A 14,312-nucleotide genomic window follows, 5' to 3' on the forward strand; every position below is an offset into this window, starting at 1 on the left:
CTTCTACCTTCATCCTTCAGAATTAGTCTAGTTTCTCACCACTGAGAATAAAAATTGGATCTACGGCAGCGAGAGTTTGAGAAAAACCACGTGTTTCCAAACGGTTAACTGCGGATTGTACAACTTCTATATTTCTTGCTTGCAATTGAGCAAAACTCTGAGAAATAGCATACAGACTTTCTAGATTAGCAGCTGTGGCGACAACTCTACCCGATGATGGCAAATAATGCCAAACTGTCTGCAAAATTTCTTGAATTGGGCGTCCACCTTCTATGCAAACGCGTTGGGGTGTTTGTTTGAGTTCGTGTAAACAATCGGGAGCACTACCTTCTATAACTTCAACATTTTTGACTTCAAAGCGATCGCAGTTACGGCGAATTAGGTTGGCAACTTCTTCATCTCTTTCCACAGCAATAATTCGCCCTTGGGGACATAACAAACCAACTTCTACAGGAATAGTACCTGTACCTGCACCAATGTCCCACAAAATTGTATCGGGCTGAAGGCGCAATTGAGCAATCAACAGTAGTCGAATTTCTCGTTGGCTTAAGGGAATTCCCGGTAAGTGCTCGAATAAATCGTCGGGGATGCCAGGACTAATGTAAGGCCAGAGTTGAGAAGGCATATATTTGTATACAGTTATAGTAAAGAAAGATATGGCTTCAACGTAGCGCTATAACCAATTACTATGACTAGTCAAATCTTAGGCGAGTTGCCCGATGGCGATAGCTTCGCGTCACGCTACGAAGTACAGCAGCAGCTAGGTAAAAAGGCTGGGCGACGGACTTTATTGGCTCGCGATCGCATGACTGGTGAATTGGTTGTAGTCAAGTTGCTATCTTTCAACAGTGATTTTGAATGGGATGATCTCAAACTGTTTGAGCGGGAAGCTGAGACTTTAAAATCTTTGTCTCATACCTCAATTCCGCGCTACTTAGATTATTTTGAGGTAAATACACAGAATTTTAAAGGTTTTGCTTTGGTGCAGACTTATATCCCAGCGCAATCTTTAGAGCAATATTTAAAAGCTGGACGCACTTTTACAGAAGCGGAAGTCAAAGAGATAGCCAAAGCAATTTTAGAAATTCTCATTTACCTGCACGAGCAAAATCCTCCTGTGATTCACCGTGATATTAAGCCTAGCAATATTTTATTGAGCGATCGCTCTGGTAATAGTGTCGGGCAAGTCTATTTGGTAGATTTTGGCTCAGTACAAACTGTGGCAGCAAGCGAAGGCAGCACAGTCACGGTGGTAGGAACTTATGGATATATGCCACCAGAACAATTTGGCGGACGCACCGTACCTGCTTCTGATTTGTACAGTTTGGGAGCAACTTTAATTTACTTGGTGACGGGAACTCATCCCGCAGATTTACCCCAAAAGGATTTTCGTATTCAATTTGAGCAAATAGTAAATCTCACTCCTGCTTTGAGCCACTGGTTGAAGTGGATGACTGAACTTAGTCTAGAAAGACGTTTGCCTTCTGCCCTAAAAGCACTGGAGGCTTTAGAAAACCCCCAAGTCATCAATAGCACTGCTTTAAGTATTACCAAACCAATTGGTAGCAAAATTACGCTAACTAAAAATGCAGATGCTTTGGAAATTCTAATTCCACCCACAGGTTTTAAAGGTTCAACGGCGTTCATGGTTTTGTTTGCGATCGCCTGGAATTCATTTATCTTGTTTTGGACAATTAATGCTTTAGCCGCTCCTTTTCCTGCTAATATTCCCCTTGCTTTGTTCTCGCTACCTTTTTGGGGTGCTGGCTTGCATATGGTATATTTAATTTTTTCTCCCATACTAAAACGTATCCGATTGCACCTAGATCGCTCTTTCATAACATTTACTTCTGAAATGTTGGGGTTGAAATTCAATCGTGTTGCGCCAACACCCACACAAGAAATTACAAAGCTAGTCTATACACCGAGAACTTTTACTAGCGACTTTCAAGGTAACAGAATCGAGGTTCCACCCCAACTGGTTATTTGGGCAGGAGTTAATCGGTATCAAATTGGTGGCAAGAGTGCTCCTGTCGAATCTGAATTAGAAATCGAATGGTTAGCTAATGAATTAAGTAATTGGTTAAATTTGCCAATACAACGAGAGTAGTGCTTTCAAAAGGCAGAGGGCAGAAGGAATACTTGGAAAAGGGGAAAGAACTTGAATCACGATTCTCCTTGTCGACGAACACTTTCCCCAACGGGTGAACCCCCGCACGGAAGTGTCCTCCCCAAGTCACCTTATCACCTTGTCCTCTTCTGTTCCCCGTTGACAGCCAGTCGCTACAACGCGGGAACCAGCCCACCAGGCTGCTTCTCCAAGGCGCTGGCTTTCCTGTTCCCTTGCCTCCACCCATAACTTTAATTTTGCCTAACCACTTATCATTGCAGCAAACATTCCACCTCAGCAGCTAACCATTGTTGAAACATATTATTTAAAATTTCTTCATATATTTGCGATGTTAACTCTGCTGATCTCAACTCTTCTACCATTAACAGATGATAACCTTGCTCAGTTTTAATTGGGCCAATCAATTGTTGAGAAGTAGCGTTAAAGACAATAGCAGCTATATTTGGTGGAAGTGACCAACGATAAATTTTACCTTCATAACCACACTTTTTTCGACGATTTTCATCAATATCGTAAAGATGAGCCGCTTCATAAAAACTGATTTCTCCTTCTTCAATTTGATAGTAAATTTCTTGAGCAAGTTTTTCACAACTAATAATTATTTTATAGAGAATGACTTGTTCAAACTCTAAGCGATTTTGAATAAAAAATTTTTCTACATCTTGAGAAAAAAGTGTTTCTGCTACTTTTTTTGCTAACAGTCGATTACGGATTCCTACTTCCCAATCATCAGGACTAACAAATTGCTGTGCTAACCATGCCATCGTATCCGCAGCTTTTTCTAAACGCTCTTCGCGTCGTTGGCGATCTGCTTCATCTTGAATTTCTTCTGTAGTAACAAAGATTCCTCTTTCTTGGGCTACATGATGTATTAGTTTTTGAGATAGTATCTTTTGATATACTTGCCGCAAACTCATTTCACTTTTAAGGTAACTGACAATCTCCTCAGAACTGATATGTGTTTTTGGCAAATTATACATAGTAATTCTGTATCTACTATTCAAAAACTAGTAAGTAGAACAATCAAATTAAACTCAAAATCCACTCTATAATATCCCTGATTTCTCTAAAAGATCAGGGATATAATCTATATAGTCATTGATGTTAACTTACTTAATTCTTTTACTACCATAGCTGGAATTCTTAACAGCATTATTAGTCCTGTCAAGAGAATTCTAAAGATTCACTTAAATATAAAATATTTTAATATTTAAAAATAGCAAGACAATAAAGCTGATACTAACACCAATTAAAAAATGATTCTGCTCAGGTGATTTCAACCCAAAATCTAAAATCCATCATGGTATAACATCAGCAGTATAATTTACCTTATGCCTCGCCACATTACTTTCTCGTATACGCGTACAGCGTATCAAATGAGCAGATGAAGCTTCCTTTGAAGTTAATCAATCAATTTGCTCTTGTTGAGAAAGGAAACCTAAACTACAAATTGACAACACTTGGAATACAACTTATCTTAATTTGTTTACACCAAATGACTACAGATTTTGTCTGTCTTCACTATTCATATGCAAAGCTAAGAGATTAAGTTGCACAATACTTATCCTAGAAATAAGGACAAGTACAACCAAAGGATTTTAGTAAGCTAAATTTTCTAAAGTTTCCCGCAAATAGCGCTGAACTTGTTGTTCCAGACTAAGCTTTTGAAATTGAACATCGCGTTCTATTAACCAGCGCTGGAAGCCGGAACTAGTGGCGATCGCACACTTTAAGCTATTCCAGATATTGGCATCATAAGAGAATGGGCGATCGCTAGAAGTTTGAATTCGAGCCATAGTTACCTCAGTTTTTAGTCTTAGCTTGGTCAGCTGATTGACCTACTGTTTGCGTGATCTGTATTTGGGGCAAGCTTACGAAACCATTTGAAGATTCCATTAAACTGTATACCCATAACAATCGTGAAATTTTGCTAAATCTTTATCTAAAGGTAATATTTTACGGCAGCAAATTCTGTTTCATTTGTGACTAAAATCCGTGATGTGCTTACGGAATGTGGCTACAACAGATTTTTTGAGAAATTTTGCAATCAGTTTGTAACTAACCTCAGCCGCTTCATTTAGAAAATAGAAAACTGACAAAATCCGCTACCCATAGAGAAAATTACTAAATCTACAACAGCACTCTAACTAATCATAAAGTCTAACCCCAGTTATGAAAACTTAGAATTTCTAATCAGAGTAAATACCATTTACAAGCAAGCAGATTGTGGTGGTTAACCTTTAGTTATTTTGTAGCTTAGGAATTACAGACAACTTAAATCAAGCAAGAGGGTAGAAGGAGAGGGAGATGGGGGAATAATGAGTTTAAGTATTCACTATACTCTCCCACTCTGCTACTCTTTCACTTTATTTATCTAGCAGCCGAGAGGGTGCGGCGCTTAGTAACCATTTGGTAGGCTTCGATAATGTCACCTTCTGACCAGTCACTATATTTATCCACACCAACACCGCATTCATAACCGGCGTTAACTTCGCGTGCGTCCTCTCTCATCCGCTTGAGCGAATCAAGGATACCTTCGTAGACTACCTTGCCACCACGCCGGATCCGCAGCTTGCAGTTGCGAATCAGCTTGCCAGATTGGATATAACAACCAGCAACCGCACCACGACCAACAGGGAAGATAGCACGGACTTCTGCTTGTCCCAGAGGTTCTTCCACTAACTCTGGCTCCAATAGACCTTCTAAAGCGCCTTGGATGTCTTCTAGGAGTTTGTAGATGATATTGTATTCGCGTACATCGACACCAGCTTCGTCGGCGGCTTGTCTGGCACCACTAGCGTAGGTAGTGTTGAAGCCGATAATGACAGCTCCACTTGCAGCAGCCAAGTCAATATCCGTTTGGGTAATTTCCCCAGCGGCAGCCAACAACAAGCGGATTTGCACTTCGTTTTGCGGAATTTGCTTGAGTGATCCCACAATCGCTTCTACCGATCCTTGTACGTCTCCCTTCAAGATTAAGTTGAGTTCTTTCAACTCGCCTTCTTGGGCTTGAGCGGAGATAGCAGCCAAAGTCACGCGTCCCTGCATGAGGCGGGATTGACGTTGTTTTTCAGCCCTTTCAGCAGCAAGTGCTCGTGCTTCCTTCTCATTGTGGAAGACCTCAAACTCATCTCCAGCCGCAGGCACATCACTTAAACCTAGTACCTCAACAGCAAAAGAAGGAGAAGCGGCTTCGACTCTGGCACCTCTGTCATCCACCATTGCTCGGACTTTTCCAAACACCGAGCCAGCCACTAGGATATCACCTACGTGCAGGGTACCATTCTGTACTAACAGAGTAGCAACTGCACCTTTTGCTTTATCTAGGTGGGCTTCAATCACCGTTCCCTTCGCAGGACGATCTGGGTTGGCAGATAGTTCTTCTACTTCGGCTACCAGCAAAATCATCTCTAATAAGGTATCTAAGTTCTCACCTTTGATAGCACTGACGGGAACTATAATTGTTTCGCCGCCCCATTCTTCAGGAGTCAGACCGTATTGAGTTAATTCTTGCTTCACCCGATCAGGTTGAGCGCCTTCTTTATCGATTTTGTTAATTGCTACGACAATTGGCACTTCTGCGGCTTGGGCGTGACTGATTGCTTCCACTGTTTGTGGACGAACCCCGTCATCGGCAGCTACTACCAAAATAGCAAGATCTGTCACCCGTGCTCCCCGCGCCCGCATGGCTGTGAAAGCTTCGTGACCTGGTGTATCCAAAAATACCACTTGTTGGATTTTGCCATCATGCTCTACATCGACGTGGTAAGCACCGATGTGCTGAGTAATTCCACCAGCTTCACCAGCTGCTACTTTGGTGTTGCGAATCGAATCAAGTAAGGTTGTTTTACCGTGGTCTACGTGACCCATAATCGTCACTACTGGCGGACGTCTGTGGAGGTTTTCCAAGTCTGCCACATCCAGCATTTCCGTGACTTTGCGAGCTTCTGCTTCTGGTTCTTGGGTTTCTACTTCTACTTCTAGCTCTTTTGCAATCAGAGTAATTGTGGGAATATCAAGGTTTTGAGTGATACTCACCGCCATGCCTTTGAGGAACAGAATCTTCACAATCTCAGTATCAGCAACCGCCAAAGCGTCAGCCAACTCTTGCACGGTCATCGTACCTGTCACGATCAGCTTTTCTGGACGTTCACGCTTTTGCTCTTGTGGGCGACGTTGCTGCTCGCGGGTTGCTGCCGCTGGCTTTTTCGGTCTAGCTGCTGGTGCTGAAGCAACTGGTTGTGCTGGTTTAGCAGCTTTAGGTTTGGGCGGACGAACGATCGCATTACTGATTTGAATGGCAGATTCTGCTGTTTCCAGTTCTTCATCAAGGAAATCTTCGTCCTCAAAATCATCGACAATGGGCTTGAGGCGTTTGCCTTTAGCGCCTAGCTTGCCAGCTTTTGCTGACTCTTTGACTTCGTCAATCTCTTCTTCTTCCCATTTCTTCCCAGATTTAGTTTGACGAGGTGGGGCTGGACGCTTGAGTTCGATGATTTCGGTTACTTCTGTTTCCTCTTCCTCTGACTCTTGTCCTACCTGCGCCTTTGTAGCTCCCACAGGCATGGGTTTGGGTGGCGTTGGTGCCAAGGGTGCTTGAGGAGGACGTGCCGGAACTCTGGTTTTTTGACCTTCTCCTTGTGGAGAATTGGGTCTGCCTTCTTTGCGATCAGATTTTGGCTGGGGTGAAGTAGGACGTGACGGTCTCGGTGGCTGCTGTGTCTGTCCAGCTTCCACACCGACAGGAGTCTGTGCCTTACCCTTGCCACCTTTATCCCGATCACGTTTGAGGATCGGTTTTTCTGGCTGACTGGCTTGGGTGGCCGATTCCGGTTTTTCTGCAACAGGTCTTGCAGGTGGAGCTGACAGTTGTGGTTTTTGAGGTTTTTCTTGTTTTGGTTTTTGAGGTGCAGGGGAAGGTGCTTCTGGTTTTTCCGCTGCAATTTTTTCCCCTGGCTGGGTTGTCTTGGGGGTGTTGTCCGCGTCTGTCACAGCTGTTATTTGTAAGGTCTCAGACTGATTCCGGGGTACAGGTCGAGTTGGTGCCGTCGGCTTCATTGATGAGACAGGTGAAGGAGCGAAGGGTCTTGGAGGTGGTGGATTCAGCTCAGAAAGAGCAGCTTGATTATTGGTAGCAGCCGACGCCTCAGATGCGTTGGCAGGAGTGTTTTTGGGTGGTTTTGGTTTGCGAATTTCTAACAATTCTTGTTTTTGAGATGCAGCAGGACGGTTGCGTGAGTTTATTTGTAGTGTACTTGGTTTATGACTGGTTGTACCGTGATGATCTTTTTTTGGCATCACATGAGTAGCTGCCAGTTTTTCTGCTTGGGAACGGATACGTTCCGCTTCGGATTCTGTAATTGTGCTGCTATGGCTTTTGACCGCAATATTGAGCTGGTCGCAAATTGCTAATAGCTCTTTGTTATCCAAATTCAATTCCTTTGATAATTCGTAGATTCTAACTTTGCCGTTGTTCATCCACTCTTCCCCTATAATTTACAGTTTTAACGGATGGGTGCCAGCTAGTGCGACATCTCCATCCTTTGATTACTGTTTTTAGGTTGCCGTTTTGTTGCCGGTGCCTCCAATCAGGAAAGAGAGATGTTTCGGTTTAATGCTGGCATCGCCACCAGAGATGATGGTTGACGCCGGACTGCGCGTGGGCGCTACCAGATTGCAATTTTTTAGTTTTTTGTTTTGCTGATTCTGAGTCTTCCACAACACATTAAGCGTAAATCTTGTGATGAGTGTTGCTTCGCTCCTTTAAATATTTAAGAGCGACTTGCCAGACACCCCTTTACTATTTTGGCACTAATTTCTAGCGTAACAGAGGGTGTGGCGATAGCGCTGGGGTGCGGCTGCCGGCACAGTTCCTCTGGAGATAACCGCCATTTAGCGGTTAAAACTCAATTTGATTTTGAAAATTGCTTTGAACTAAGCGTTGCCACAATGTCTGATACAGTGTTTCTGGCACTGATGCACGTAGCGAGCGTCCTAGTCTATTTTTTTTCTGAGCTGCACTGAGACAGTTCGGATCTGGGCAAATATAGGCAGAACGCCCCATGCCCTCATCTAATTGTACCTGTCCAGACTCAAAGACGCGGACAATCCGCCAAAACTCATTTTTTAAACCCACTTTGCGACAACTCAAGCAACGCCGATGGTTTGGTTTCATTGATTTGAAAGTCTTGTCTACCCAGATTTTAGATGTTAAAAATTTTTAATTTGTAATTATTTTAGTTACTCCTCGTCGCGATCATAGTTTTCGTCTTCTAGTTCATTCTCTAGTTCTTCTTGATTTTCATTTTCTAATTCCTCTTCATAAATATCATCATCAACATCATCTATATCGGCAACATCATCTATGTCTTCGGGTTTATACTTGGCTCTTGCCTCTGCAAACTTGGTATCCTCAGCTAGATGATCATATTTCGCTTTATCTTTAATATCAATTTTCCAACCAGTTAAGCGAGCAGCTAAACGGACATTTTGTCCCTCTTTTCCAATGGCTAAACTGAGTTGGTCTTCAGCCACAAGCACATGAGTTTGCCTAGTTTCTGGATCCATCAAGCGTACTTCATCTACTCGTGCCGGACTTAAGGCATTAGCAATGTAAGTTGCGGGATCTGGCGACCAGCGAATTACATCTATTTTTTCACCCCGTAATTCGTTAACTACGACTTGAATTCGCGATCCCCTAGCGCCAATACAAGCACCGACTGGATCTACATCGCGATCGAGGGTATCTACAGCAATTTTAGTTCGAGGCCCAACGTGACGGGACGGGGGGTTAGCTTCTCGCGCCACCGCCACAATCCTTACAACTTCGTCTTCGATTTCTGGTACTTCGTTAGCAAACAAATACACTACTAAACCAGCATCAGCACGGGATACCAATAATTGCGGCCCTCTTTGCTGACCTTGGGAGACTTTTTTCAAATAAACCTTGAACGTAGCACCGATCCGATAATTATCGTTGGGCAATTGTTCGCGCTTTGGTAATTCCGCTTCTACTTCCGGCTGACCAAAGCCACTATTGACAGCCATAATCACCGATTGCCGCTCAAACCGCAGAACTCTTGCTTGCAGAACTGTTCCTTCTAAATCCTGAAACTCTTCTTGAATTAATTGCCGCTGTTGATCCCGCAGTTTTTGTGCCAAGACTTGCTTAGTTTGCATTGCTGCCATTCGTCCAAATTCCCCTTGATCTGGAGTGACATCAAGCACTACTTCCTGCCCTAACTGTGCTTCTTCTCCTCCCATTTCCTGAACTTGTTGTAAGGCAATTTCGTGATCGTTATTATTAATTTCTTCAACTATGGTTTTGGTTGCAACGACTCGAAAGCCTTCTTCGTCAACGTCTAGCTGCACATCAAAATTATCGAAGTAATCTTCATCAAAGTGCTTTCTATCTAAATTTTGAGCTCGACGGTAGCGTTCGTATCCTTTAAGTAGTGCTTCTCTAATGGCTGCTTGCACTGCAATTTTGGGTAAATTACGCTCCCGACTTATATTTTCAATTAACTCTTTCAATCCAGGTAAACTTACCATTGACATAAGCAATCTCCTTTACAAATAGGGATTAGGGACTGAGAAATAGAGACTAGGAACAGGAGGAGGAGAAAGACGTGGAGAGTTTGAGACGCGGGGACTGGAGAGAAAAATTCTCTGTGTCTCCGTGTCCCCTTGCCCTCTTCCTTACGCCCTAACTCTTCTAGCCTAAGCGCCTCTAATCTCTAGCCCTAATCCTCTAGCCCCTAGTCTTTTTGCTCCTAGTCTTTTTTATCGACGGTCATCCAGCCGCACTTTAGTAATTTGGGCGCGGGGGATCGCGATCGCGCGGCCTTTTTGATTTAGGTAGACTGACGTTTCATCTCGGCGAATCAACTGACCAGTCCATTCCTGTTGTCCTTCATAGGGTGGGGAAGTAGAAACGATCACAGCAAATCCCTTAAAGGAAACAAACTCTCGGTCTGTAGTTAGTTGACGGGAAATACCGGGACTTGACACTTCTAAGACGTAGGTATCTGGAATGACCTCCGCCGCATCTAATGTAGCTTCTAAAGCACGGCTCATCCGCTCGCAATCATCCAAACCAGTATCCTGATGAGGGTTACGAATATCTACCCGCAAAACTGGCGGACGTTGGTTCGTATGAAAGATTACTCCAACAACTTCCAATCCCAGTTCTTCCGCTACTGGTGTAGCCAAATCTACAATTTGTGGTACTAAAGGATGAGTCATGCAACGATTCCAACAAAAAAAGTGGGTACCGACCCACTTCCTGCGATAGGGATATCTTCCAAGAAGTCTTTTTGCGAACCAATTTTGATTCGCCTTCATTTCGAGTTTAGCGCATTTTTTTAAGGGCGAGAAGCAAGAAATAGTTTCTTTTTTTTCTATCCCCGGATAGAAATTTAGACTAGTACATTTTGGTTGAATTAGACACTTTCTAGATTAGGTACTGGAGATTGGGAAAGTTTTTCTCCCCTGCACCTGGTGCTTCTTTCCTAGTCACCTGTCCCCTGTACCCTGTCCCCTATCCCCTATTTATTCCTTTTGCCCTCTGCCTTCTTGCACTAGCAAAGTGGAACCTTTGACAACAAATGATTGAGATGAAGCATAAGTTCTCAATTGCCTGGTTTGCTCTAAAATTTTCTCAAAATCTTCTTGGGATAAGCGTTTTACATAGTTAAGCTTAATTTCTTCCAAAAAGTCTACAAGCAAGCTTTGTAATTCTGAAAGTACTTGTTTTTTCTGTATTTCCGTTCCTAAGGCTTCGCTGAAACGTTGTACTAGCTGAGTCGATAATTTGGCTCCAACGGGATCTTCTACAGCAGTAACTAGGGCATTGTAGAGGTTAGTAGTTAATTGGGTTGCTAGTTGCTCACTTAACTGGATTTCTACCTGTGTCAGCCCAGGCAAATTTTGCAGGTTGTGGATGATAGGAGAATGATTGAAAGCCCCAATGATGTTGTGACGCAAAATGGCAATTATTTCTGGCTGAATTTTGGGAAGAACTTGGTAAACAATCGTTTGTATTACAAGAGCAGCGATCGCTTCTACTTCGTTGACATTATTGATATCTATATAGGGACGCAAGTTTTCTTTTTGTGAAAGCCAGCGGACAAACTCACCAGTTTGAATGGAGCCTTGAATTTGACTAATTACCCTAACAATAACAATTTCTGTGATTTCCTCGGCAAAACTTGTCACAAAACCCAAATGAATTTGCTGTCTTAGTGGTTGTAAATTTAGTAATTTTGCTTTGTCAAGACGAACTAAAACTGGTATTATTCGCAACCACCGCCAAAACGGTAGTAACAAAAGTAAGTCATACCAGCGCCATAAAATTGCATTTAACCAGCTAAAACCAAGATAGCGGCGTTTTATATAGTAACTGCGAACTGCTATGTCAACAGCAAAGATAAATAGGAACGGTAAGTCAATTAACCAAAAATTATCAATAAATTCGCCATTTTCTCCGATTTGCCGAAAGTAGTTAGTCGCAATTAAAGGTCGAATTTGCCGATTAAAAAAATTAAATTCTTGTGTCCAACCGTTTTGCAATAAATAATTCTGACTCCAAAAAGTTGCAAAGGCTTGCTTGGCAGATTCTTGCTTGAGGCGATCGCGCATTCTATTTTTGATTTTTTCTAGAGTGCCACTTTTTCCTGCTGCGGCAAACGGATTATTATCGATCATCTCCGTACTCAGGCGGCTCAATTCTTCTAGCTGCACTTTTGCCTCTGGTGAGCCTAAACCTGTCTGATTTACTACTTCTTGTAGTTTATAGACAGTATTGAGATATTTTTGAGTTTCTCTGTGAGGTTCAATACCTTTAATAGGATCGTATATAGGAGTGAGCTGAGGCAGATGTCGCAAGTAAAAATCTCGCCAAGGAACGTAACTCAAATTAAACAAAACCAATCCTAAATTTATGGTGGCAATAATTGCCATTAGTCTCTCAATCCATAAGTAGGAATGCTTCGGTGATTTTGGGTTGACCATTATTTCTTTACTGGCAAAAAATTCAGCCAAATAATTTAAGTAGAAGGCAGAGGGCAGATGGCAGATGACAGTAGCCGCTACGCGCAAGAGCGTAGGTAGGTAAAGAAGTTTTTTTATCTGTTCTGATGTACGCAGTTCATGATATTTATTTATAAATAAATAAATTTAATTATAAAGTTACTTTTATGTTACATAATTTACCACTTATGATAGATGACAATACATAATCTAAGAAACTAGTTAATTTTAACTGACATGGATAAAATGAATCAAAAATCATTAATAATCAATAAAACAGATGTTGAATAAATTTAAAATGCATCTGTTTCGATTGATATTTTGGTGAATTTCTTAGAAGGAGTGTTAACCATGTGGTGTGAGTTTGGAAAACCAAGTATTAATGTTGCAGTTGTTTGTCTAGTAACAGTCGGTGTAGCGATGGCAGACTCTGCTATTGCCGTTCGAGCGCGTAACTATACCCCCCAGGAATTCCGCGCTGTCTTACATGGACTTGGTTATAAAATTCCAGTGTCAAATGCACCTTTAACGAATGCAGACGCGAAACAAGCGATTCAGGAATTTCAAAAAGGCTATAAATTACAACCTACTGATGGTATTGCAGGAGCAAAAACCCAAGACTTTGCAGCCAACATAGTTGAGATTTTACAGGCAAACTTGAATGCGGTGCTAAAGCCAAATCCCCCGCTTCCCAGGAATCAATTCTACGGCCCTCAAACCGAAGCGGCAGTTAAGCAGTATCAGAAAAAATTAGGGCTGCAAGAAACAGGAATTGCCGACTTAGCGTTAAGACAGAGACTTGACAAAGAGGTTAGAGAACTTCTTCAAAAACCTGCCGCTGCTCCCGCATCTACACCGACACCAACGGCATCGCCCACAGCAACACCGACAGCTAAACCAACAGCAACTCCAACCGCATCGCCGACAGCAACTCCGACGGCTACTCCTACAGGGACACCAACGGCTACTCCGACGGGGACACCAACGGCTACTCCAACGGCTACTCCTACAGGGACACCAACTGCTACTCCGACGGCTACTCCAACGGCTACTCCTTAAAATTTATTAAAGCTGAAATGGCGCGGTGGTTAAGAGCGAACACTAGTTCGTCTTCTCCACCAACTCACAACCACTTGATAGTTCGTGTCGGCAAAAGCGATCGCCTAAGTTTGTTAGGTTCTCTGATTTGGTTCTTCTAAGGGTCTGCCTTTGGGAACTGGTAGCAATGGGCGACGGTCATCATAAGGCATGGGGATGTACTGTACTGTCGGGCGTCCGCCTTGTGGTTGTGGGTACAACTCCATCAGGTCGTAAACAATTCGGGGCAGTCCAACCGTTACGGGCAGCCCCATTTCTGTTGCTTCTTCAACGGTAATAGGATAGTCGTGGGTAACGCGTCCTGTTGTTAGAGCTTCAACAATATTTTCAATATTTTCTGGCTTTATTTTCTGTTTAGGTGTACAGTCTTTCAACAGAGTTCGCACAAAACGCTGTACCTGCTGAATGGCTTTGCGCGATAAATCCGCCATAATCAGAGTTTGGTCGTCAACTTCACTAATAGGCTTTTCTTCTGCTACCTTGAGAATACTTGCGGCTGGAAAGTTGCCTAGTTGAGGATCAACCGGGCCTAAAACAGCGTTAGCATCCATAACAATTTCATCGGCAGCAAGGGCAAGCATAGTACCGCCACTCATTGCATAGTGAGGTACAAACACTGTGACTTTAGAAGGATGACGAATTAATGCCCTAGCAATTTGTTCAGTAGCTAAGACCAAACCACCAGGAGTATGCAAAATTAAGTCAATAGGGATTTCGGGTGGAGTGAGGCGAATCGCCCGCAGAATTTGCTCTGAATCTTCTATGGTGATGTACCGCGAAAGGGGAATTCCTAGTAAACTAATGGACTCTTGACGATGAATGAGCAAAATGACCCGACTTTTGCGTTGCTGTTGAAATTCTTGAATGCTACGGAAGCGACGATACTCAATCTGACGTCTTTGCCAAAGCGGTTGTAAAGAAGAAAGAAGAAGAAAAATCCAGAATAAATCACCAATACCGAAGCTCATAAAAATTGTTTTAAAAATAACGGTTTGCCGTCATTATTTTCCCAATTTTTCAGAATCTATAAGTCTATCTGAAGAAGCAAACCCTA

The 14,312-nt window shown here is 42.8% G+C and carries 11 protein-coding genes; 2 read left to right on the plus strand and 9 right to left on the minus strand.

Annotated features, from left to right (window positions below; all coding sequences use genetic code 11):
* Positions 1–22 precede the first annotated feature (22 nt).
* The gene (gene cbiT, locus U2718_RS23440; protein ID WP_342002587.1) at positions 23–625 is read right to left on the minus strand and encodes a precorrin-6Y C5,15-methyltransferase subunit CbiT; all 603 of its coding nucleotides are present in this window, start codon (positions 623–625) and stop codon (positions 23–25) included.
* A 63-nt stretch (positions 626–688) separates the two neighbouring features.
* On the opposite strand from cbiT, the gene U2718_RS23445 reads away from it, so the two are divergent.
* Positions 689–2,110: a serine/threonine-protein kinase gene (locus tag U2718_RS23445; protein WP_342002588.1), complete on the plus strand. Its 1,422-nt coding sequence runs from the start codon at positions 689–691 to the stop codon at positions 2,108–2,110.
* A gap of 272 nt (positions 2,111–2,382) precedes the next feature.
* Here the strand turns inward: U2718_RS23445 and U2718_RS23450 are convergent, their stop codons facing one another.
* The 7 genes from U2718_RS23450 to U2718_RS23480 all read right to left on the minus strand — a co-directional run bounded on the left by U2718_RS23450 (position 2,383) and on the right by U2718_RS23480 (position 12,142).
* Positions 2,383–3,111, minus strand: coding sequence for a peptidylprolyl isomerase (locus tag U2718_RS23450; RefSeq protein ID WP_342002589.1), 729 nt, complete (start codon positions 3,109–3,111; stop codon positions 2,383–2,385).
* 618 nt (positions 3,112–3,729) lie between these two features.
* Positions 3,730–3,927, minus strand: a complete 198-nt coding sequence (locus U2718_RS23455; protein WP_342002590.1) for a hypothetical protein — start codon at positions 3,925–3,927, stop codon at positions 3,730–3,732.
* Between the two features lie 574 nt (positions 3,928–4,501).
* On the minus strand, positions 4,502–7,609 hold the full coding sequence (gene infB / locus U2718_RS23460) for a translation initiation factor IF-2 (RefSeq protein ID WP_342002591.1): 3,108 nt from the start codon (positions 7,607–7,609) through the stop codon (positions 4,502–4,504).
* Positions 7,610–8,030: 421 nt separating this feature from the next.
* Positions 8,031–8,306 carry a YlxR family protein gene (locus U2718_RS23465; RefSeq protein ID WP_342002592.1) on the minus strand — a complete coding sequence of 92 codons (276 nt, stop codon included), beginning with the start codon at positions 8,304–8,306 and terminating at the stop codon, positions 8,031–8,033.
* Between the two features lie 65 nt (positions 8,307–8,371).
* Positions 8,372–9,682 (minus strand): transcription termination factor NusA, encoded by a 1,311-nt coding sequence (gene nusA, locus U2718_RS23470; RefSeq protein WP_342002646.1) that lies wholly within the window; start codon positions 9,680–9,682, stop codon positions 8,372–8,374.
* 231 nt (positions 9,683–9,913) lie between these two features.
* Positions 9,914–10,375, minus strand: coding sequence for a ribosome maturation factor RimP (gene rimP / locus U2718_RS23475; protein WP_342002593.1), 462 nt, complete (start codon positions 10,373–10,375; stop codon positions 9,914–9,916).
* 306 nt (positions 10,376–10,681) lie between these two features.
* A complete protein-coding gene (locus U2718_RS23480) occupies positions 10,682–12,142 on the minus strand; it encodes a hypothetical protein (RefSeq protein WP_342002594.1) in 1,461 nt (486 codons plus the stop codon).
* 369 nt (positions 12,143–12,511) lie between these two features.
* Here U2718_RS23480 and U2718_RS23485 point away from each other — a divergent pair, with 369 nt between their 5' ends.
* On the plus strand, positions 12,512–13,219 hold the full coding sequence (locus U2718_RS23485; protein WP_342002595.1) for a peptidoglycan-binding domain-containing protein: 708 nt from the start codon (positions 12,512–12,514) through the stop codon (positions 13,217–13,219).
* Between the two features lie 113 nt (positions 13,220–13,332).
* Here the strand turns inward: U2718_RS23485 and U2718_RS23490 are convergent, their stop codons facing one another.
* Entirely contained in the window at positions 13,333–14,226 is an 894-nt protein-coding gene (locus U2718_RS23490) for an SDH family Clp fold serine proteinase (RefSeq protein ID WP_342002596.1), read from the minus strand.
* Positions 14,227–14,312: the final 86 nt, after the last annotated feature.

The organism is Chlorogloeopsis sp. ULAP02 (assembly GCF_038404745.2).
GTDB lineage: Bacteria > Cyanobacteriota > Cyanobacteriia > Cyanobacteriales > Nostocaceae > Chlorogloeopsis.